Source organism: Pseudogemmobacter sp. TB195, assembly GCF_058313095.1.
Genome location: NZ_JBZEGG010000020.1, coordinates 76,309 through 97,016 on the forward strand (window position 1 = coordinate 76,309; position 20,708 = coordinate 97,016).

Consider the following 20,708-nt stretch of genomic DNA (forward strand, 5'->3'; position numbering starts at 1 on the left):
CCTTTTCCCGCGTGGGCAGCGGGGCTAGTCTGGGCATATGACAAATCCCTCGCCCGATGCCATCGCCCCTTCGCTTGACCTGATCGAAAGCCTCGCCCGCGAGGCGGTCGCGACCCTGCCGGAACCCTGGCGACTGCCCGCGACCCATGTCGTGCTCCGGGTCGAGGATTTCGCGCCTGAAGAGATGCTCGAGGCGATGGATCTCAATGATCCGTTCGAGCTGACCGGCCTTTATGAGGGCATTCCCCTGACCGAGAAATCGGTTTCGGATCAGGCGCTGCATCCGGATATGGTCTGGCTGTTCCGCCGCCCGATCCTTGACGAATGGGCCGAGCGCGGCAATGTCTCGCTCCAGGAACTGGTCAGCCATGTGGTAATCCATGAACTGGCGCATCATTTCGGCTGGTCCGATGCGGAAATCTCCGAGGTCGACCGCTGGTGGGAATGATCCCGCCGAGAGCCGCCCGCCTGACGGGACTGTGATGTGCCTCTGTCACATGGGGCGGCTATCTTCTGCGGGCCGCCCGCCCGATGCGTTTCTCTGATGCCTGCGCATCGGCCGGGGCCGCCATCCGCCGATCCGCCCAGAGGAAATCCGAATGTCAGGACTGACCCGCCGCCACGCCCTTTTCGCCACTGCCGCCCTGCCTTTTGCCGCCGCCGCAACTGCCGGAATGCCGCAAAAAGCCAGCGCCCAGGCCGAATTGCAGGGCGCCGGAGGCGGGCTCTTCCGCCGCTTCCGCCATGGCGCGTTCGAGGTGACGACGCTCCTTGCCGGTACGGGTGAGAATTCCAATCCGAAAGGCACTTTCGGGCTGAATGTCAGCGACGCGGATTTCGCCGCCTCGTCGCAGGCGGCGTTTATCCCTGTCGACCGCGCCGTGAACTTCTTCACGCCGGTCCTCGTTAATACCGGCAAGGAACTGATCCTCTTTGACACCGGGCTCGCGGCCGAAGGCGTGCTGGCGGCGCTCGGCCAGGCGGGCGTCTCGCCGCAACAGGTGGATGCGGTGGTGCTGACCCATATGCATGCCGACCATATCGGCGGGCTGACTATGTCGGATGGCGCCACGCCGGTTTTCCCGCGCGCGCGCTACATCACCTCGCAGATCGAATATGACTACTGGGCCGGCCAGGAGAATGAAGGCTTCGAGAAAAAGGTCCGACCTCTGCGCGATCTGACGAGGTTCGTGACCGACGGAGGCGAGGCCGCGCCCGGCATCACCGCGCTCGCCGCCTATGGTCATACCCCCGGCCATATGGCCTGGATGATCGAGAGCGAGGGTAAGCTGCTGGTTCTCACCGCCGATACTGCAAATCACTATGTCTGGTCCCTGGAAAACCCAGACTGGGAGGTCCGGTTCGATCTCGACAAGACCGAGGCCGCCGCCACCCGCAAGCGCATCTTCGGCATGATCGCCGCCGACCGTCTGCCCTTCATCGGCTATCACATGCCGTTCCCGGGCCTTGGCTATGCCGAGCCGAAAGGCACAGGCTTCCGCTTCGTCCCCCACAGCTACCAGCTCGCTTTCGAATCCTGATCCGCTTTCATCTGTCTGAAAATATCCCGGGGGTGAGCCCGGAACGGGCGAGGGGGCTGGCCCCCTCCCTTCTTTTCCTGCTGAAAACTGGACAAAACCGGGCGGCTGTGACAAAGCGGGGGCTTCGCAGGCCCCGTCTGACCTGCCCGAGGATCCGCCCAAATGTCGAACCCTGTTATCACCCGCTTTGCCCCGTCGCCCACCGGCTATATCCATGTCGGCAATCTGCGCACCGCGCTGATGAATTACCTGATCGCCCGCAAGGCCGGCGGGACCTTCATCCTGCGGCTCGATGATACCGACCAGGAGCGCTCGAAACAGGAGTATATCGACGGGCTGAAACAGGATCTCGACTGGCTCGGGCTGCATTGGGACCGGATCGAGCGGCAATCCGCCCGCTATGACCGCTATCACGAGGCCGCCGGAAAGCTGCGCGAAAGCGGTCGTTTCTACGAGGCATTTGAAAGCCCGACCGAGCTGGACCTCAAGCGCAAGAAACAGCTGAATATGGGCCGCCCGCCGGTCTATGACCGCGCGTCGCTCGGGCTGACGGAAGAGCAAAAGGCCGCGTTCCGTGCTGAAGGCAAGGTGGGATACTGGCGTTTCCTGCTGAACCAGAACCGCATCGAATGGCATGACGGGATCATCGGCGATATCTCGATCGACGCGGCCTCGGTCTCGGATCCGGTGCTGATCCGCGCCGATGGCCAGGTGCTTTATACCTTCGCCTCCTCGGTCGATGATGTCGAAATGGGCGTGACCCATATCGTGCGCGGCGCCGACCATGTGACCAATACCGCGACCCAGATCCAGATCATGGAAGCGATGGGTGGCACGCCGCCCGAATTCGCGCACCACTCGCTGCTCTCGGGCCCGAAAGGCGAAGAGCTGTCCAAGCGCCTCGGCGCGCTTTCGCTGCGCGATCTGCGCGCGCAGGGCGTCGAGCCCATGGCGCTTTTGTCGCTGATGGCGCGGCTGGGATCCTCGAAACCGGTGGAGCCGGTTGCCTCGATCGACGAGCTGGCCGAGGGTTTCGACATCGAAAGCTTCGGCGCAGCGCCGACGAAATTCGACCCGGCCGATCTTTTCCCGCTGACCCGGCATTACGTCCAGGCCTGGCCTTTCGATCAGGTGCGCGAGCGCATTCTGGCGCTTGGCGTGCCGGAAGACCAGGCCGGGCAGTTCTGGAGTGTGGCCAAAGACAATATCACCGTGCCGGCGGATCTCGAGGGCTGGTGGAAGCTGTTCTCGGAAGGGGCAGAGCCGGTTATTGACGAGGCCGACCGCGATTTCGTGCGCGAGGCGCTTGCGCTGTTGCCGCCGCGGCCCTGGACGAAAGAGACCTGGGGGCAATGGACCGGCGCGGTCAAAACTGCCACAGGGCGCAAGGGCAAGGATCTGTTCATGCCGCTGCGCAAGGCGCTGACAGGCCAGGCACATGGGCCGGATATGTCGGATGTCCTGCCGCTTTTGCAGAAACTTCCTGCACTCTGACGCCGGGGAGCGGGGGGCTGCCCGCCCCCGGTCGCAGGCTCTGCCTGCACCTCTCCCGGGGGTATTTTTATCAGGAGGAAGCAGGCGCGGCCCGTTTTCTCAGGGGGGGTAAGGGATGGCTGAGGCGAAATTCGTTCAGGGAAATCTCTTCCGCCACATCGTGGTGATGTCGCTGACATCCTCCATCGGCCTGATGGCGGTCTTTGTCGTCGATCTGATCAATATGGCCTATATTTCCTGGCTCGGCAGGTCCGAGCTTGCGGCGGCGGTCGGCTATGCCGGGGCGGTGTTGTTCTTTACCACCTCTTTCGGGATCGGGCTGTCGATCGCGGTTTCGGCTCTGGTGAGCCGGGCCATCGGGCAGCGGGATCTGCGGCTTGCGCGTGAGAAGGCGACGACCGGGATGCTGCTCGGGTTGCTGTTCGGGGTGCCGTTTGCGGGGCTGGTCTGGCTTTTGCTGTCGCCGATGGTGCGGCTTTTGGGCGCTGAGGGCGAGACCCATGATCTGGCCGTGCATTATCTGCAGATCGTGACCCTAGGGCAGCCGATGCTGATGCTGGGGATGATCGGGTCTGCGGTGTTGCGCGCCCATGGCGATGCGCGGGCCGCGATGATGGCGACGGTCTGGGGCGCGGTGGTGACGGCGGCACTGGACCCGGTGCTCATCTTCGGCTTCGGCCTGGATCTGACCGGTGCGGCGCTGGCCGGGCTGGTCAGCCGGGCGGTGATCCTTTTCATGGCGGTGCGGCCGATTGTGACGCGTTACGGCGGCTTTGACCGGCCTTCGCTGCGGCAGGTATGGCACGATATGGCGCCGGTCTGGGCGATTGGTATTCCCGCGATCCTGACCCAGGTGGCGACGCCGGTGGGGCAGGCATTCGTGACCCGCACGGCCTCGGGATTTGGCGAGGCGGCGGTCGCAGGGATGGCGATTGCCGGGCGGCTGACGCCGGTCGCCTTCGGGGTGATTTTCGCGCTGGCGGGCGCCATCGGGCCGATCATCGGGCAGAATATCGGCGCGGGGCGGATGGACCGTGTCAGACAGGCGTTTCGCGATGCGGTGATCTTTACCGGGCTGGTGATCCTTTTGGTCTCAGGTCTTTTGTTCCTGCTGCGCGCACCGATTGCCGATCTCTTCAACGCGCAGGGCCTCACGCGCGAGATCGTCTACCTGTTCTGCGGGCCACTGGCGCTGATGTGGTTTTTCAACGGGCTGATCTTTGCGGGGAATGCCGTCTGCAACAATCTTGGCCGGCCGTTCTGGTCGACCGTGGTGAATTGGGGGCGCCATACCCTGGGCACGATTCCCTTCGCGATCTGGTTCGGACAGATCTGGGGCGCCCAGGGGGTGCTGATCGGGCAGGCGGTGGGCGGCGTCGCCTTTGGTCTTCTGGCGGTGGTCTTTGCACGCCTCGCGATTGCGCATCCGAACCTGCCGACAGGGCGCGGTGCACCGGCACCGGTCGCGGTCAGCCAGCCCGAGGCGGAAGCCGCAGCGCCGGGCGAGCGGCGGGCCTGATCTGGGCCACAGTTTCGCCGGCCCTTGCCGTATCACGCATGTCGTCTTGCGGGGGAATACCGTCGTATACGGATTTTCACTTGCCTGATGGGGGAGCCTCGGGTTAGTCAGAACGGGCAGGATCGGGAGAATCCGGGCAGCCCCTGACAGGGCGGGTCCGGTGCCGAAGGAGCAACCGCCCCGGTAAACTCTCAGGCGCAAGGGACCGTTACTGCACTTGAAGACTCTGGAGAGTGGCGCGTGAGGCGCCCGCCGAAGGGATAACGATCTCAGGCGCCCCAGTCGCGGGCAAGGACAGAGGGGGCACCGGGCGGCAGGGGAACTGCCGTGAGCGGTGCCGGATATTTTCGGCCGACAGACAGGGGAGAGGCGGTTTGACCGACCTTTTGCGCCTTCCGTTGCACGGGCTCCATCTGGAGCTTGGCGGGAAAATGGTGCCCTTCGCGGGCTATGAGATGCCGGTGCAATATCCGGCCGGGGTGATGGCGGAACATCTGCATGTCAGGGCGGCGGCCGGGCTCTTCGATGTGAGCCATATGGGCCAGGTCGTGCTGCGCCCGAAAGGATCGATGGAGAGTCTCGGGCTGGCGCTGGAGCGGCTGATGCCGGTCGATGTGCTGGGCGTAGCACCTAGCCGCCAGCGCTATGGCATTTTCACCAGCGAGACCGGCGGCATTCTTGATGATCTGATGTTTGCCAATCGCGGGACGGATTACCTTCTGGTGGTGAATGCGGCGCGCAAGGCGCATGATTTCGCACATCTGACCCGGCATCTCGCCGATGAGGCCGAGATCGACATCCAGACCGGGCGGGCGCTGCTGGCGCTGCAGGGGCCAGCGGCAGAATCGGTGCTGGCGGTTCTGGTGCCGGATGTGACGGCGATGCAGTTCATGGATGTCGCGTCGGTCCCGACAGTGTTCGGTGAGCTCTGGATCTCGCGGTCAGGCTATACCGGCGAGGACGGGTTCGAGATTTCGGTGCCGGAGGCCGCGGTTCCTGATTTCGCGCGGGCGCTGCTGGCATTGGACGGCGTGGCGCCGATTGGCCTTGGCGCGCGCGACAGTCTGCGGCTTGAGGCGGGGCTTTGCCTTTACGGCCATGATATTGACGAGACCACGAGCCCGGTCGAGGCGGGTCTTGGCTGGGCGATCCAGAAGGCACGTCGCGCCGGCGGTGCGCGGGCGGGCGGTTTCCCGGGCGAGACGCGGATCCTTGCCGAGCTGGCGGAAGGCCCCTCGCGCAAACGCGTGGGGCTGCGGCCAGAGGGTCGTGCACCGATGCGCGAAGGCGTGGAACTCTTTGCGACGGATGGCACGCCGATTGGCGCGATCACCTCGGGCGGTTTTGCCCCCTCGGTCCAGGCGCCGGTTGCCATGGGCTATGTTGCGAGCGCCTTTGCGGCCCCCCGCACCGGCATCGAGGCCGAGCTGCGCGGCAAGAAGCTTCCGGTTGTGGTTGCGGCCACGCCTTTCCACCCAACCCATTACAAACGTTAAGTCCCAGGGGATCGAAAAGATGAAATTCACCAAGGAACATGAATGGCTGCGCGTCGAGGGTGACCTGATCGTGGTCGGGATCACTGAACATGCGGCTGAAGCGCTTGGCGATGTGGTGTTCGTGGAGCTTCCCGAAGCGGGAATACAGGTGGCGGCCGGAGATGAGATTTCGGTGATCGAGAGCGTTAAGGCGGCCTCGGATATCCTCGCGCCGGTCGAGGGCGAGATCGTCGAGGTGAATGAGGCTCTTTCGGACAATCCGGGGCTGGTGAATGAGGATCCGCTGGGCGGCGCCTGGTTCTTTAAGCTGAAGGTCGATGATCTCTCGGTGGTCGATCAGTTCATGGATGAGGATGAGTATAAGGATTTCATCGGCTGAGGCCGGTGAGGGTTAGCTGAGCCCCGGGGGGCAGCCCCCCGGACCTGCCTGAACGCCGGGGGACCAGTCCCCCGGACCCCCTGGGATATTTAAGGACAGATGAAGTGGGGCGCGGTGCGTCGCCCGACTGTCCGGAGGTGCGAGATGAGTTTCACTCCGACCGATTATAACCCCTATGATTTCGCCAATCGTCGCCATATCGGCCCTTCGCCGGCCGAGATGGAGGAGATGCTGAAGGCGGTGGGCGCGGCCTCGCTGGATGCGCTGATTGCCGAGACGGTGCCGCAGTCGATCCGCCAGGAAAAGCCGCTGTCCTGGGCACCTTTGGCCGAGCATGAGCTGCTGGCGAAGATGAAAGAGGTGGCGGGGAAGAACCGCGTCATGACCTCGCTGATCGGGCAGGGCTATTACGGCACGGTGACGCCGCCTGCCATTCAGCGCAATATCCTTGAGAACCCGGCCTGGTACACCGCCTATACACCTTACCAGCCCGAGATCGCGCAGGGGCGGCTTGAAGCGCTGCTGAATTACCAGACCATGGTCTGTGATCTGACGGGCCTTGATGTTGCCAATGCGTCGCTTCTGGATGAGGCGACGGCGGCGGCGGAAGCCATGGCGATGGCGGAGCGTTCGGCGAAGTCGAAAGCCAAAGCTTTCTTTGTTGACCGTTTCTGCCACCCGCAGACGATTGCGGTGATCCGCACCCGGGCCGAGCCTTTGGGGATCGAGATCATTGAGGGCGATGTTGGGCTGCTGGAGCCTTCAAGCGTGTTTGGCGCGATCTTCCAGTATCCGGGGTCTTATGGGCATGTGACGGATTTCACGGCGAAGATTGCTCATCTGCACGCGCATAGGGCACTGGCCATTGTCGCGACCGATCTGCTGGCCTTGTGCATGCTGAAAGAGCCGGGCGCGATGGGGGCGGATATTGCCATCGGCTCATCGCAGCGCTTCGGCGTGCCGATGGGATATGGCGGCCCGCATGCGGCTTTCATGGCGTGTCGCGATGATCTGAAGCGCAATATGCCGGGGCGGATTGTGGGTGTCTCGATCGACAGCCACGGCACGCGGGCGTATCGGCTGTCTTTGCAGACGCGCGAGCAGCATATCCGGCGCGAGAAGGCGACGTCGAATGTCTGCACGGCGCAGGCGCTTCTGGCGGTGATGGCCTCGATGTATGCGGTGTTTCACGGGCCGAACGGGCTCAGGGCGATTGCCGAACGGGTGCATTTCCTGACCCAGCGGCTGGCACGCGCGCTGATGGCGGCGGGGGCGAGGGTCTCGCCGAAGGCCTTTTTCGACACGATCACGGTCGAGGTCGGGGTGGGGCAGGCCGGCATTCTTGCCGCAGCGCGGGCCGAGGGACTGAATTTCCGCAGGATCGGCAATGACCGGATCGGGATCAGCCTCGATGAGACCACCTCGGAAGAGGTGCTGAGCCGGGTGTTGCGGGCCTTCGGGATCGAGGGCGTACCGCCGCATCGCGGAGGCCTCGGCTTCCCCGAGACGATGCTGCGGCAAAGCGCCTATCTCACCCATCCGGTGTTTCAGATGAACCGGGCCGAGAGCGAGATGATGCGTTACATGCGCCGGCTCTCGGATCGCGATCTGGCGCTCGACCGGGCGATGATCCCGCTCGGGTCCTGCACGATGAAGCTCAATGCCGCCGCCGAGATGATGCCGGTCACCTGGCCGGAATTTGGCAGCCTGCACCCGTTCGTGCCGCGCGATCAGGCGGCGGGTTATGGCGAGGCGATTGCGGATCTGACCGCGAAGCTGTGCGAGATCACCGGCTATGATGCGTTTTCCATGCAGCCCAATTCCGGTGCTCAGGGGGAATATGCCGGGCTGTTGACCATTCTCGCCTATCACAAGGCGCGGGGCGATCATGACCGCCGGATCTGCCTGATCCCAATTTCGGCGCATGGCACCAACCCGGCTTCGGCGCAGATGGCCGGGATGGAGGTTGTGGTGGTCAGGTCTTCGCCCAATGGTGATGTCGATCTGGATGATTTCCGCGACAAGGCGGCAAAGGCCGGCGACCGGCTCGCGGCCTGCATGATCACCTATCCCTCGACCCATGGCGTGTTTGAAGAGACGGTGCGCGAGGTCTGCAAGATCACCCATGATCATGGCGGCCAGGTCTATATCGACGGCGCCAATATGAATGCGATGGTGGGGCTGGTGAAGCCGGGCGAGATCGGTGGCGATGTCAGCCACCTGAACCTGCACAAGACCTTTGCCATTCCGCATGGCGGCGGGGGGCCGGGCATGGGGCCGATCGGCGTGCGCGCGCATCTCGCGCCGCATCTGCCGGGCGATCCCGAGGGGCGTCCGGAAACCGATGCCGGCCCGGTCTCGGCGGCGCCTTATGGCTCGGCGAGCATTTTGCTGATCTCCTGGGCTTATTGCCTGATGATGGGTGGCTCGGGGCTGACCCAGGCGACGCGGGTGGCGATCCTGAACGCCAACTATATCGCGGCGCGGCTGAAGGGGGCTTACGATGTGCTCTATATGGGCAATCGTGGCCGGGTGGCGCATGAATGTATCCTCGACACACGCCCCTTTGCCGATCATGGCGTGACGGTGGATGACATCGCCAAGCGGCTGATCGACAACGGCTTCCATGCGCCGACCATGTCCTGGCCGGTTTCCGGCACGCTGATGGTGGAGCCGACGGAATCCGAGACCAAGGCCGAGATCGACCGGTTCATCACCGCGCTGCTGGCGATCCGCGAGGAGATCCGGGCGGTCGAGGCGGGCGAGATTTCTGCCGAGGAAAGCCCGCTGCGGTTCGCGCCCCATACGGTGCAGGACCTGGTGGCGGAGTGGGACCGGAAATATACCCGCGAACAGGGTTGTTTTCCGCCGGCGGCGTTCCGGGTCGATAAATACTGGCCGCCGGTTGGCCGGATCGACAACGTTTACGGCGACCGGAACCTCGTCTGCACCTGCCCGCCGCTGGAGAGCTATCTCGACGCGGCGGAGTGATGTGACCCGGGCAAGGGGGGCTGTCTGCCCCCCGGGAAGCGGCTTTTGCCGCTTCCTCCCCCCGAGGATATTTTCAGACAGATGAAAGGCCGGGCGGGGGTTTTGACATTGGTGTTATGGCGGGGTAGCGCTGCTGCATCATGAGTGACAAACCAGCCTCGTTTCGCGGTGGCCTGCTGGCCGCTTTGCCCATCGTGATGGGGTATTTCCCGATTGCGTTTTCTTTTGGCGTCGCGGCCACCCGAGGCGGGCTGAGCCAGGCCGAGGCGGTGATGCTCTCGCTGGTGGTCTATGCCGGGGCCTCGCAATTCCTGGCGCTGACATTGTTTGCCAGTGGCGCGCCGGTGCTGGTGGCGGCCTTTACCCTGATCGCGATGAATGTGCGCCATGTGCTTTACGGGCCGGCGCTGATGAAAGAGGCGGGAGCGGAGGGTTCGCGCCGCTTTGCCTGGGTCTGGGCCTGGGGGCTGACCGATGAGGTCTTTGGCCAGGCGCTGGGGGCGCTGGCGCGGGGCCAGCGGTTCTCCGAGGCCTATATGTTCGGGCTGGGGTTCGCGGCCTATGCGTCCTGGGTGCTGGGAACGGCGGTCGGCGCATTCGCCGGCGGTGGCGCGCTGGATGGCTGGCCGGCGGTGAGTGCGGGCCTTGATTTCATGCTTTCGGCATTGTTCCTGGCGCTTTTGCTGTCGATCCTGTCGCGGCTTGCGATGCCGGCAATTGTGGTTGCGGTGATCGCGACATGCCTTGGCACCATGTTCTGGTCGGCGACGGTCGGGATCCTTGCAGGGATGATCTGCGGCGCGCTGGCCGGAATGGCCGGCGGGCTGGTCAGGAGGCGCGGATGAACCCGGATCTGGTGTTGATGGCGGTGCTTGCGGGGCTGGCGAACTGGGCCTTCCGGGCGCTGCCGGTCCTGTTGATGCGGGGCGAGGCAAAGCCGGGCGGGCTGATGGCGGGGTTTCTGGCTTCGACCGGGCCGGCGGCGATTGCGACGCTGTTCGTGGCCTCGGTCCTGCCGCGTCTCTGGCCGCAGCAGACGGATCTCGTGCCACTGGCGGTTGGCGTGGTGGTCACGGTGCTGGCCTTCCTGCCGAAGCGCTCGGTCGTGGTGGCGACGCTCGCGGGGGCACTGGCTTACGGGATCGCTTTTGCGCTGATGCATCCGGCGCTTGCACCCTGAAGGGGAAAGCGGGATCATGGCGGCAGGAGGTGTCCCATGATCGAAATCTCTCCCAGCAAAGTGGTGCAGGTGATTTTCCTGTCGCGCGAGGGGCCGGCAGGCCAGGCGCAGCTATACGCCTTTATCGACGGGCTGAATGACGAGGAAAAGGCGCATCTGACCGCCATTGCCTGGGTCGGGCGCGGGGCGTTCGAGATCGAGGATTATGCCGAGGCGTTGCGCACCGCCTATACCGAAGCCACCACCCCCACCGCGGATTATCTGATGGGGATGCCGCATCTCCCGGAAAATCTCGAAGCCGGGCTGGAGGCGCTTGGCGTCGATGTTACGGGTGAGGAAGAGGATCTGCTGTAAAGCCGGACCTTACCCCGCCAGCGCGGGGTAGAGGCCGCGATAGCGCGAGTAAGCCTCATCAAAGGCCGCGATGAGGCCCGCGTCCGGCAAGATGCTGGCTTTGGTGGCGGGGGCGGTACAGATGCTTTCCGGGCTTGCGCCGGTGGCAGCCATCAGGCCGAGCCGTGCCGCGCCGAAGGCTGCACCGAAATCGCCGCCGACCGGCAGATCGACCGGGATGCCGAGCGTGGTCGCGATGACCTTCAGCCAGTAGCCCGAGTTTGAACCGCCACCGACCGCGGTGACGCGCCCGATCTTGGCGCCAGCCTGGCGCAGTGCGTTCAGATTGTCTTTCAGCGCGAAGGCGACGCCTTCCATCACCGCACGGGTCAGCGCCTTGCGGTCGGATTCGTGGCCGAGGCCGGTAAAGGCGCCCCGGATCTTCGCATCATTATGCGGTGTGCGCTCGCCCGAGAGATAGGGCAGGAAACTGGCCGAACCCGGCGCGACCAGATCTTCGCCGAGTTCGCGCGCGAGATCGGCGGCGGCGGTGCCGGTGATGCCGGCATACCAGTTCAGCGCATCGGTGGCGGACAGGATCACGCCCATCTGATGCCAGCGGTCCGGCAGCGCATGGCAAAAGGCGTGAACTGCACTTTCGGGCAGCGGGCGGAAGGCGTCATTGGCGGCGAAGATCACACCTGAAGTGCCGAGCGAGACAAAGGCCTGGCCTTCGCGAATGGTGCCCATGCCGATGGCCGAGGCGGCATTGTCGCCCGCACCGCCGGCGACGATCACCGGGCCGGTGAGGCCCCAGTCTGCCAGAAGTTCCGCGCGGAGTTGTCCACCCGGCGCCGAGCCCTCGACCAGACGCGGCATCTGTGCGCGGGAAAGGCCGGACGCCGTCAGCAGGTCATCCGACCAGTCGCGCGCCGCGCAATCCAGCCAGCTGGTGCCGGCGGCATCCGACATCTCGGAAATATGCTCGCCCGTCAGCCAGAGCCGCAGCGCGTCTTTCGGCAAAAGGACCATGGCGGTCTGGTCGAAGAGGGCGGGTTCGTGCTTTGCCACCCAGGCCAGTTTCGGGGCGGTAAAGCCCGGGAAGACGATATTGCCGGTCACCTGGCGAAAGCGCGGATCGGCATCCATTGCGGCGGCCTCAAGGCTCGCGCGGGTGTCATTCCACAGGATCGAGGGGCGGAGCGCGCGGTCGCTGCGGTCAAACAGCGTGGCGCCATGCATATGGCCCGACAGGCCGATGCCGCGGATAGCGGCGAATTCAACGGGATGGGCGGCGCGCAGGGCCGCCACGGCCTCTTTGCAGGCTGTGGTCCAGTCTTCGGGATCCTGTTCTGACCAGCCGGGATGGGGGCGTGACACCGGGGTCGCGGCGCTGGCCGAACCTATGATCCGCTGTTCTTCATCCATCAGCAACGCGCGGATGCCAGAGGTGCCGAGATCGAGACCGAGATACATATTCACCTCATGGAATTGCCCCGGCCGGCGCGAACCGGCCGGGGTCGTAATGCCTCAGAACGGGCTGTCGGGGTAGTAGAAGGTGGCCGCATTGTCCGGCGTGACCAGAACCGAGCCGATGATGAAATCGCCCGAGACCGGCGCCGGCGAGACGAGGCCGACCGCGGTGATTTCGATCGCGGTGGCGATCATCGACGGCGGATAGGTCACATTGGCCGGGATCATCGCATCGCCGTCCATGGTGCGCTTGATCATCTCTTTCATGCCGGCGCCGCCGAGCACGAATTTGATGTCTTTGCGGCCGGCGGCTTCGATCGCGGCCAGGGCGCCAAGCGCCATATCGTCATCCGAAGCCCAGACCGCGTCGATTTCCGGATATTTCGACAGGAAATCCTGCATCACGGTAAAGCTCTTGTCGCGGTTCCAGTCGCCATGTTCGGCGGCGAGAACTTCGATCCCCGAGCCCTCAATGGCGCCCTGGAAGCCTTCGAGGCGCTCATTGTCGATGGTGGTCGGGATGCCGCGCAGCACGACAACCTTGCCGCCATCGGGCATGTGGGACTTCATGAATTCGCCCGCGACGCGGCCAAAGCCGGGGTTGTCGCCCGCGACATAGAGGTCTTCGATGCCGTCAACCGCCAGACCACGGTCGACCACGGTCACCCAGGCGCCCGAGGCTTTGACATTCTGCACCGGGCCGGTCAGCGGCTCGGATTCAAAAGGCAGCACGACGAGCGCGCTGATCTTGCGGGTGGCCAGCATGTCTTCGATATCATTGACCTGCTTGGCCGGGTCCGAGGCGGTTGCCAGCACGAAATCCAGCTCGGGATAGGTGGCTTCCAGCCGCTCTACCGTGGTTTTGGCGAAATAGTTCATGCCGCCCGCCCAGCCATGGGTCGCCGCCGGGATCGACACGCCGATCACTTTGGTGTCCTGGGCCAGGGCCGGCCCGCCAAGCGCCACCGCGAGCGCCAATGCCGATACGAAATGTTTCATAGTTTCTCCTCCCTTGAGTAATTCGGGGCCAGGGATCACTGGCCCGCTTTGCTTCCGCGCTGCAAAACGACAGCGAGAACGATGATCGCGCCCTGGATTGCTCCGTTCAGATAGGGCGAGACGTAATCCGTCAGGTTCAGCAGATTGCCGATCAGCACGAGGATCAGCACCCCCACAACCGTGCCCCAGACGCGGCCGAAACCGCCCTTGAGCGCCGTGCCACCGATGATGACGGCGGCAATCGCCTCCAGCTCCCACAGGAGACCGGTGGCGGACGAGGCCGAGCCAAGGCGCGGCACATACATGATGACGGCCAGCCCGACGAGGGCGCCAAGCATCACATAGGTCAGAAGCCGCACGCGGCCGACGCGCACGGATGAATATTTCGCCACCTGATCATTTGACCCGATGGCGGCGCAATGGCGGCCAAAGGCGGTAGAGCGCATCAGCAATTCACCGAGGATCACCACCACGGCAAAGACGATGATCGGCCAGGTAACGCCGAAAATGCCGCCGTAATAGACCGGCTGATAGAAGGTGCGCAGGCCGAAATCGAGGCTCAGCGTGCCGCCATCCGCGAGCCAGGTGACGAGGCTGCGATAGATCCCCATCGAGCCGAGCGTGACGATGAAGGCCTCGATCCCCAGCCGGGTGATCAGAAGACCGTTGATCAGCCCCGCGATGATCCCGGCGCCAAGCGCGACCAGCATCCCCACAAGGACAATCGGCACGCCCACGCCCATCGAGGGCAGCATCTTGTTCATCACAAGGATCATCAGCCCGGCGATAAACGCCGCCATCGAGCCGACCGAGAGGTCAAGCCCGCCCGCCGTGATCACGAAGGTCATCCCCACCGCGATGATGCCGATAAAGGCCGACCGCGCCAGAACATTGGTGATATTGTCGAGGCCGAGGAAATTCGGGTTCATCATCGCGCCCATGATCACGAGGATCACCAGCGCGAGGATCGGGCCGATCACGCTCATCTGCACCCGGCGCGCCGGAGCTGCCGCAACACTCATTCCTGTAACTCCTTTGCGAGAGGGGCGGCCTGGCCGACCCCCATGGCGAGGCGCACGATGGCGTCCTCAGTGATGGTATCGCCGGTCACCTCGCCCTGGATTCGGCCCTGCCGCATCACCAGAACGCGGTCGGCAAGGCCGATGACCTCCTGCATTTCCGAAGAGATCACCACGATGGCGCGGCCCTCGCGGGCAAGGCGGCGGATGAAGTCGTACATCTGCTGTTTGGTGCCGATGTCGATGCCGCGGGTCGGCTCGTCGATCACGATGATCTGCGGGTCCGAGAGCATGGTTTTCGCGAAGAGCAGCTTTTGCTGATTGCCGCCGGACAGATGGCCGACATTGATCCCGCGTGCGCCACGGATGTCGAAATCGCGGATCGCCTGGTCAAGCGCCGCCTCTTCGGCGCGCTGATCCAGCAACCCATGCGAGAACCGGTGCAGGGCCTGGAGGGTAAGGTTCTCCCGCATCCCCTTTTGCAACAGCAGTCCGCGCGTCTTGCGGTCTTCGGTCAGGTAGCACAGGCCAAGCTCCAGCGCCTCCCAGTTGTGGCGGATGGTGACCGGGCGGCCTTTGACTTTGACCGAACCGGTGGCAGGGCGCAGCCCCGCAAGGCCCTCGAATGTCTCTGTCCGCCCCGAACCGATCAGCCCGGCAATGCCGAGGATCTCGCCCGCGCGCAGGCTGAAGCTGATATCTTCGGCAAAGCCCGGCACTGTCAGGCCAGAGACTTCCAGCACGATCTCGCCGGGGGTGCCGTCTTTGGCGGGGTAAAGCTGCGACATCTCGCGCCCGACCATTGCTTCGGCCATGCCATGCTCGTCCATCGCATCGGCGGGGCCTGAATAGACCACCGCGCCATCGCGCATGATGGTCAGGTCGTCGGCGATCTCTTTCACCTCGTCGAGCTTGTGCGAGGTGAAGAGAATGGCCGTGCCGGCGGCCCTGAGCGCCCGGACCTGGTCCATCAGGATCGCGGTTTCCGCCTTGGTCAGCACCGCAGTCGGCTCGTCCATGATCAGGACGCGGGTCTCGCGCGACAGGGCTTTCGCGATCTCGACCATCTGCTTGTCGGAATTCGACAGGCTCGAGATCGGGCGATCCGTCGCGACCCGGCATTGCAGCCGGTCCAGAAGCGTCCGGGCTTCAGCCCGCATCGCGGCTTTGTTGAGGAAAAGGCCGCGCTTCAGTTCGCGGCCAAGGAAGATATTTTCCTCAACGCTCAGCTGTTCGGCGAGGTTGAACTCCTGATGGATCATCGAGATCCCCGCCGCCTCGGCCTCACCCATGGTGGCGAAGGCGACCGGGCGACCGTCCAGCAGAACCTCGCCTGAGGATGGCGGCTGATAGCCCGCGAGGATCTTCATCGTGGTGGATTTCCCCGCGCCATTCTCGCCGATCAGCGCATGGACGCGGCCCTGGGCCAGCGCGATCGAGATGCCATGCAGCACCTCAATCGGGCCGAAACTGCGGCTGACGCCGTTCAGGGCGAGAACGGGAGTGGTCACAGCGCCACCCATGCCGCATCGGCCCGGGACGAGCGGATCGCGGCGTCGATAAAGCGCATCCCGTCCATCCCCGCCGCAATCCCCGGCAGAAGGCCGGTATCCGGGATCTGGCCGCTGTCTGCCGCGCGAATGGCGCGGGCGGCCTCGGTATAGAGATTGGCGAACCCTTCGAGATAGCCCTCGGGATGGCCGCCCGGGGTGCGGCTGACGGCATTCGCCGCCGCATTTGCCCCGGCGCCGCGCCGGGTCACGAGGCGTTTCGCTTCACCAAAGGGGGTGTGCCAGAGGTAATTAGGATCCTCCTGGCTCCATTCCAGCCCGCCTTTTTCGCCAAAGACGCGCAGCCGCAGCCCGTTTTCGCAGCCCGGCGCCACCTGGCTGCACCAGAGCACGCCGCGCGCGCCGCCCTGCATCCTGAGAAGGATATTCGCGTTGTCATCGACCCGGCGCCCGGGGACAAAGCTTTGCAGATCGGCGGCGAGGCTTTCGACCGCCAGCCCGGTCACGAAACAGGCGAGGTTATGGGCATGGGTGCCGATATCGCCGATCGCGCCGCCTGCGCCCGAGCGCGCGGGGTCGGTGCGCCAGTCTGCCTGTTTGTTGCTGTCATCTGCGGCTTCGGTCAGCCAGTCCTGGGCATATTCGACCTGAACGACGCGGATCTTGCCCAGCTCGCCCGAGGCCACCATGTCCCGCGCCTGGCGGATCATCGGATAGCCGGTGTAATTATGGGTCAGGATGAAGAGCGCTTTCGACGCTTTGACCGCAGCCTCAAGGTCGCGCGCCTGGTCCATCGTGGCGGTCAATGGCTTGTCGCAGATCACATGGATGCCGCGGTTCAGAAAGGCCATCGCGGGGCCGGCATGCATATGGTTCGGCGTCACGATGGACACGGCGCGGATGCCATCCTCGCGCGCGGCCTCGCGTTCGGCCATCTCTTCATAACTGCCATAAGACCGATCCGCCGCCAGCCCGAGCGCCAGCCCGCTTTCCAGCGCCCGTTCCGGCGTCGAAGACAGCGCGCCGGCGACCAGGTCATATTCGCCATCGATGCGGGCCGCGATCCGGTGGACGCCGCCGATAAAGGCATCCTTGCCGCCGCCGACCATCCCCAGTCTGATCTTTGTCATGGTGCCAGATCCCCCCTCAAAGCCCGAGCATACGGCGGTTCGCGGCTTCATCAGTGCCACCATCCGCGAAATCGTCAAACGCTTTGTCGGTCACGCGGATAATGTGGTGTTTCACAAACTCGGCCCCTTCGCGCGCGCCGTCTTCGGGATGCTTGATCGCACATTCCCATTCGACCACCGCCCAGCCGTCGAAATCATTCGCCGCCATCTTGGAAAACACCGCGCCGAAATCGACCTGGCCATCGCCAAGGCTGCGGAACCGGCCGGCCCGGTTCACCCATGACTGGAAGCCGCCATAGACCCCCTGGCGGCCGGTCGGGTTGAACTCGGCATCCTTGACATGGAACATCCGGATACGGTCGCGATAAATGTCGATATTGTCCAGATAATCCAGGCATTGCAGCACGTAATGCGAGGGATCGTAGAGCATGCAGGCCCGGGGATGGTTGCCGGTACGCTCCAGAAACATCTCATAGGTGATGCCGTCATGCAGGTCTTCGCCGGGATGGATCTCGTAGCAGATATCGACACCGCAGTCGTCTGCATGGTCGAGGATCGGCTTCCAGCGTCGCGCCAGCTCGTCGAACGCGGTTTCCACCAGGCCCGCCGGGCGTTGCGGCCAGGGGTAGACATAGGGCCAGGCCAGTGCGCCGGAAAATGACGCCTGGGCCGTCAGCCCCATATGTTTGCTGGCGGTCAGCGCGTTTTTCACCTGGGTCACGGCCCATTCCTGGCGTGCCTTTGGATTGCCGCGCACATGCGGCGCGGCAAAGCCGTCAAATCCCTCGTCATAGGCCGGATGCACCGCGACCAGCTGGCCCTGGAGATGGGTCGAAAGCTCGGTCACCACCACGCCATTCGCCTCGGCCACGCCCTTGAATTCGTCGCAGTAATCCTTGCTGGAGGCGGCGCGGTCGAGATCGATCAGCCGCCCGTCCCAGCTGGGCACCTGGACGCCTTTATAGCCGATATCGGCGGCCCATTTCGTGATGCTGTCCCAGGAATTGAACGGCGCCGCATCGCTTGCGAATTGCGCGAGAAACAGTCCCGGCCCTTTGATCGTCTTCATGGTCTTTCCTCCCCCAGGGCTGGCGCTCAGACGTAGCGGTTAACCAGATTTTCCAGAATTTCCTGCCGCCCCGAAACCGGCTGCGGGTCAAGCCCGGCGGCCTCTGCCGCATCGGCAATCGAAGCGAGGGTGGCAGACTTGCCCAGCATCGCCTGGGCATCCTCGCTCTGCCAGCCTTTGTACCTTGCTGTACGGGCAGCTTCGAGCCGGCCCTCTTCCAGCATTTTCGCCGCCGCTTTCAGGCCACGCGCGCAGACATCCATCGCGCCGACATGGGCCGCGACCAGGTCTTCTGCATCCAGCGACTGGCGGCGGACTTTCGCGTCGAAATTGGTGCCGCCCGTGGTGAAGCCGCCGTCTTTCAGCACCTCGTAATAGGCCAGGGCGATTTCAGGCACATTGTTCGGGAACTGATCGGTATCCCAGCCCGACTGGTAATCATTGCGGTTCATGTCGATAGAGCCGAGCAGCCCCAGCGTCCGCGCCATCGCCAGCTCATGTTCGAACGAATGACCGGCAAGGATCGCGTGACCCTGTTCGATGTTCAGTTTCACCTCATTTTCAAGCCCATAGCGCTTGAGAAAACCGTAGCAGGTGGCAACGTCATAGTCGTATTGATGCTTGGTCGGCTCCTGCGGTTTCGGCTCCAGCAGGATGGTGCCTTTGAAGCCGATCTTGTGCTTATGCTCGACAACGAGGTTCAGGAAACGACCCATATGGTCAAGCTCCTGGCCGAGATCGGTGTTCAGAAGCGTCTCATAGCCCTCGCGCCCGCCCCAGAGCACGTAGTTTTCACCGCCGAGACGATGCGTTACCTCCATCACACCGCGCACGATGGACGCGGAATAGGCGAAGACATCCGGGTCGGGGTTCGAGGCCGCACCCGACATATACCGGCGATTGGTAAAGAGGTTGGCGGTGCCCCAGAGGAGTTTCGGCCCGCCTGCCTCCATCTTCGCCTGGAAATAGTCGGCAATTTCTTCAAGCCGGGCGCGGCTTTCGCGCAAAGTTGCGCCTTCGGGGCGGACATCATGGTCGTGGAAACAGTAATACGGCACGCCGAGGATGCGGAAGAGGTCGAACGCCTCATCTGCCCGCTGCTTTGCCAGCGCCATCGTATCGGCGGGGAACCAGGGGCGGTCAAAGGTGCGGCCGCCAAAGGGGTCGCCGCCTTCCCAGGCAAAGGAATGCCAGTAGGCGACGGCGAAACGAAGGTGATCCTCCAACCGCTTGCCCAGCACGATTTCATCGGGGTTATAGTGATGATAGGCGAGCCGCCCGGAGTCATGGGCAGTTTCGGGGGCGAATTTCACCGGGGCGATGGAGTCGAAATAACCGCTCAACGGGGGTCTCCTGTGGACATAAGGGCAGGCTGAAGGTCAGCCGGGGGCGCGGGCAATGCCGCAGGCAGGTTGTCTTTCAGAAAGATGGTCGGCGTGATGTCGCGCGTCGGGTCGGGAAGCTCGCGCCCGTCCGAGAGCGCCTTCATCACATCGACCGACAGCGCGACCTCCTGCGCCGGTTTCTGGTCGATCACCGCATCGACAAGGCCGGCTTCAAGACCGCCGCGCGTTGTGGGCGTCAGATCATGCATGATGGTGAAGGGGCGCGCATCGGGCCTTTGCGCGAGGATTTCGATCAGCCCGCGATTGCCGGCGCCGATGGAATAAATGCCGGTGATGCCGGGTTCCTGTTCCAGCGCCTCCGTCACGCGCAGCCGCATCAGGTCGGGGCGGTCATCCACCACAACAGGGGCCATAAGCTGCGGCCCGCCTTCAAGCACAAGGCGCGCGCCTTCCAGCCGGTCACGGTGGTCGCGCGCACTGAGCGCACCGATCACCGGCAGGATCAGCCCGGGCGAAGAGGCTGGTCGCGCAATATGGGCCATCCGGATCAGGCGCCCGGCGGTGCGCCCGGCCATCTGGTTGTCGATGCCGACATAGGCCGCGCGCAGATCAGGCGCGGCGTCGCCCACCAGCGTCACCACCGGAATGCGCGCTTCGCACAGCGCGCCGATGGCCTCGGCTATTCTCGGCGTCTCGGTTGCCACCACCGCCACGGCATCGCAATCGCGCGGCAGTTGTTCAAGCGCGCGTGCCAGCGCGTCGGAATCAAGGGTCGGCACTTCGGTCAGGGTGAAACGGACGCGGTCGGTGCGGCGGGCAGAGGCCTCAGCGTCGACCGCCTGGCGCAGGGCGCGAAAGAAGCTGTGATCGCCGCCCGGCAGCAGGAAACGGAAATGATAGATGCGCCCGCGCGACAGATTCGCGGCATGGAGATCGCGCTCATACCCGAGCGTTTCGATGGCGTGCAGGACCCGGCGCGTGGACTTCTCGGCGACATTGCCGCGCTCATTGAGAACCCGGTCCGCAGTCGCGTAGCTCACGCCCGCAGCCCGCGCCACATCCTGCAGCGTCGGCTTGCGCATTTGATTCTCCTCCCGCCCGCAGAAGAGATGAGGAAATGACATACGTCAATCATTTTCTGATATACGTCTGTCATTATGACCTGGTCCCGGGATCCGTTACCCCGCTGACAGAATTTTGTGACATGTCCGAAATGAAAGGGTCGCTG

18 protein-coding genes and 1 riboswitch are annotated in these 20,708 nt (G+C 64.2%); of the genes, 10 read left to right on the top strand and 8 right to left on the bottom strand.

Annotation, left to right across the window (positions count from 1 at the left end):
• Positions 1-37 precede the first annotated feature (37 nt).
• From AC4FS3_RS19525 to AC4FS3_RS19570, 10 genes are all read left to right on the top strand, one after another.
• Positions 38-448 carry a metallopeptidase family protein gene (locus AC4FS3_RS19525; protein ID WP_092895606.1) on the top strand — a complete coding sequence of 137 codons (411 nt, stop codon included), beginning with the start codon at positions 38-40 and terminating at the stop codon, positions 446-448.
• Positions 449-599: 151 nt separating this feature from the next.
• Complete coding sequence (locus tag AC4FS3_RS19530; RefSeq protein WP_491021932.1) at positions 600-1,541, top strand: MBL fold metallo-hydrolase; 942 nt, start codon at positions 600-602, stop codon at positions 1,539-1,541.
• Between the two features lie 162 nt (positions 1,542-1,703).
• Positions 1,704-3,035, top strand: a complete 1,332-nt coding sequence (gene gltX, locus AC4FS3_RS19535; RefSeq protein WP_491021933.1) for a glutamate--tRNA ligase — start codon at positions 1,704-1,706, stop codon at positions 3,033-3,035.
• A gap of 115 nt (positions 3,036-3,150) precedes the next feature.
• On the top strand, positions 3,151-4,554 hold the full coding sequence (locus AC4FS3_RS19540) for an MATE family efflux transporter (RefSeq protein ID WP_491021934.1): 1,404 nt from the start codon (positions 3,151-3,153) through the stop codon (positions 4,552-4,554).
• Positions 4,555-4,667: 113 nt separating this feature from the next.
• Positions 4,668-4,772: riboswitch (glycine riboswitch) on the top strand.
• Positions 4,773-4,928: 156 nt separating this feature from the next.
• Entirely contained in the window at positions 4,929-6,050 is a 1,122-nt protein-coding gene (gene gcvT, locus AC4FS3_RS19545) for a glycine cleavage system aminomethyltransferase GcvT (protein ID WP_491021935.1), read from the top strand.
• Between the two features lie 19 nt (positions 6,051-6,069).
• Positions 6,070-6,429 (top strand): glycine cleavage system protein GcvH, encoded by a 360-nt coding sequence (gene gcvH / locus AC4FS3_RS19550; RefSeq protein WP_198837982.1) that lies wholly within the window; start codon positions 6,070-6,072, stop codon positions 6,427-6,429.
• Between the two features lie 144 nt (positions 6,430-6,573).
• Positions 6,574-9,420, top strand: coding sequence for an aminomethyl-transferring glycine dehydrogenase (gcvP, locus tag AC4FS3_RS19555; RefSeq protein WP_491021936.1), 2,847 nt, complete (start codon positions 6,574-6,576; stop codon positions 9,418-9,420).
• Positions 9,421-9,560: 140 nt separating this feature from the next.
• The gene (locus tag AC4FS3_RS19560; protein WP_491021937.1) at positions 9,561-10,265 is read left to right on the top strand and encodes an AzlC family ABC transporter permease; all 705 of its coding nucleotides are present in this window, start codon (positions 9,561-9,563) and stop codon (positions 10,263-10,265) included.
• On the top strand, positions 10,262-10,600 hold the full coding sequence (locus tag AC4FS3_RS19565) for an AzlD domain-containing protein (protein WP_491021938.1): 339 nt from the start codon (positions 10,262-10,264) through the stop codon (positions 10,598-10,600). Before AC4FS3_RS19560 ends, AC4FS3_RS19565 begins: the two co-directional genes overlap by 4 nt.
• A 36-nt stretch (positions 10,601-10,636) precedes the next feature.
• Positions 10,637-10,954, top strand: a complete 318-nt coding sequence (locus tag AC4FS3_RS19570; protein WP_092895624.1) for a DUF3775 domain-containing protein — start codon at positions 10,637-10,639, stop codon at positions 10,952-10,954.
• A 9-nt stretch (positions 10,955-10,963) separates the two neighbouring features.
• Here the strand turns inward: AC4FS3_RS19570 and xylB are convergent, their stop codons facing one another.
• The 8 genes from xylB to AC4FS3_RS19610 are packed head-to-tail and all read right to left on the bottom strand — an operon-like array spanning position 10,964 to position 20,562.
• Entirely contained in the window at positions 10,964-12,409 is a 1,446-nt protein-coding gene (gene xylB / locus AC4FS3_RS19575) for a xylulokinase (RefSeq protein WP_491021939.1), read from the bottom strand.
• Between the two features lie 54 nt (positions 12,410-12,463).
• Positions 12,464-13,405 (bottom strand): ABC transporter substrate-binding protein, encoded by a 942-nt coding sequence (locus tag AC4FS3_RS19580; protein WP_198837976.1) that lies wholly within the window; start codon positions 13,403-13,405, stop codon positions 12,464-12,466.
• 35 nt (positions 13,406-13,440) lie between these two features.
• On the bottom strand, positions 13,441-14,427 hold the full coding sequence (locus tag AC4FS3_RS19585) for an ABC transporter permease (protein ID WP_092895630.1): 987 nt from the start codon (positions 14,425-14,427) through the stop codon (positions 13,441-13,443).
• Positions 14,424-15,935 carry a sugar ABC transporter ATP-binding protein gene (locus AC4FS3_RS19590; RefSeq protein ID WP_491021940.1) on the bottom strand — a complete coding sequence of 504 codons (1,512 nt, stop codon included), beginning with the start codon at positions 15,933-15,935 and terminating at the stop codon, positions 14,424-14,426. Before AC4FS3_RS19590 ends, AC4FS3_RS19585 begins: the two co-directional genes overlap by 4 nt.
• Positions 15,932-17,065, bottom strand: a complete 1,134-nt coding sequence (locus AC4FS3_RS19595; RefSeq protein WP_491021941.1) for a Gfo/Idh/MocA family protein — start codon at positions 17,063-17,065, stop codon at positions 15,932-15,934. Before AC4FS3_RS19595 ends, AC4FS3_RS19590 begins: the two co-directional genes overlap by 4 nt.
• A gap of 16 nt (positions 17,066-17,081) precedes the next feature.
• A complete protein-coding gene (locus AC4FS3_RS19600; protein WP_491021942.1) occupies positions 17,082-18,134 on the bottom strand; it encodes a sugar phosphate isomerase/epimerase family protein in 1,053 nt (350 codons plus the stop codon).
• Positions 18,135-18,160: 26 nt separating this feature from the next.
• Positions 18,161-19,477: a xylose isomerase gene (gene xylA / locus AC4FS3_RS19605; protein WP_491021943.1), complete on the bottom strand. Its 1,317-nt coding sequence runs from the start codon at positions 19,475-19,477 to the stop codon at positions 18,161-18,163.
• Positions 19,474-20,562: a LacI family DNA-binding transcriptional regulator gene (locus AC4FS3_RS19610; RefSeq protein WP_283177095.1), complete on the bottom strand. Its 1,089-nt coding sequence runs from the start codon at positions 20,560-20,562 to the stop codon at positions 19,474-19,476. The genes xylA and AC4FS3_RS19610 overlap by 4 nt, the downstream gene beginning before the upstream one ends.
• Positions 20,563-20,708: the final 146 nt, after the last annotated feature.

Coding starts and splice junctions, on each gene's coding strand:
- AC4FS3_RS19525 (WP_092895606.1), top strand. CDS start 38: ATGACAAATCCCTCGCCCGATGCCATCGCCCCTTCGCTTGACCTGATC.
- AC4FS3_RS19530 (WP_491021932.1), top strand. CDS start 600: ATGTCAGGACTGACCCGCCGCCACGCCCTTTTCGCCACTGCCGCCCTG.
- gltX (WP_491021933.1), top strand. CDS start 1,704: ATGTCGAACCCTGTTATCACCCGCTTTGCCCCGTCGCCCACCGGCTAT.
- AC4FS3_RS19540 (WP_491021934.1), top strand. CDS start 3,151: ATGGCTGAGGCGAAATTCGTTCAGGGAAATCTCTTCCGCCACATCGTG.
- gcvH (WP_198837982.1), top strand. CDS start 6,070: ATGAAATTCACCAAGGAACATGAATGGCTGCGCGTCGAGGGTGACCTG.
- gcvP (WP_491021936.1), top strand. CDS start 6,574: ATGAGTTTCACTCCGACCGATTATAACCCCTATGATTTCGCCAATCGT.
- AC4FS3_RS19560 (WP_491021937.1), top strand. CDS start 9,561: ATGAGTGACAAACCAGCCTCGTTTCGCGGTGGCCTGCTGGCCGCTTTG.
- AC4FS3_RS19565 (WP_491021938.1), top strand. CDS start 10,262: ATGAACCCGGATCTGGTGTTGATGGCGGTGCTTGCGGGGCTGGCGAAC.
- AC4FS3_RS19570 (WP_092895624.1), top strand. CDS start 10,637: ATGATCGAAATCTCTCCCAGCAAAGTGGTGCAGGTGATTTTCCTGTCG.
- xylB (WP_491021939.1), bottom strand. CDS start 12,409: ATGTATCTCGGTCTCGATCTCGGCACCTCTGGCATCCGCGCGTTGCTG.
- AC4FS3_RS19580 (WP_198837976.1), bottom strand. CDS start 13,405: ATGAAACATTTCGTATCGGCATTGGCGCTCGCGGTGGCGCTTGGCGGG.
- AC4FS3_RS19585 (WP_092895630.1), bottom strand. CDS start 14,427: ATGAGTGTTGCGGCAGCTCCGGCGCGCCGGGTGCAGATGAGCGTGATC.
- AC4FS3_RS19595 (WP_491021941.1), bottom strand. CDS start 17,065: ATGACAAAGATCAGACTGGGGATGGTCGGCGGCGGCAAGGATGCCTTT.
- AC4FS3_RS19600 (WP_491021942.1), bottom strand. CDS start 18,134: ATGAAGACGATCAAAGGGCCGGGACTGTTTCTCGCGCAATTCGCAAGC.
- AC4FS3_RS19610 (WP_283177095.1), bottom strand. CDS start 20,562: ATGCGCAAGCCGACGCTGCAGGATGTGGCGCGGGCTGCGGGCGTGAGC.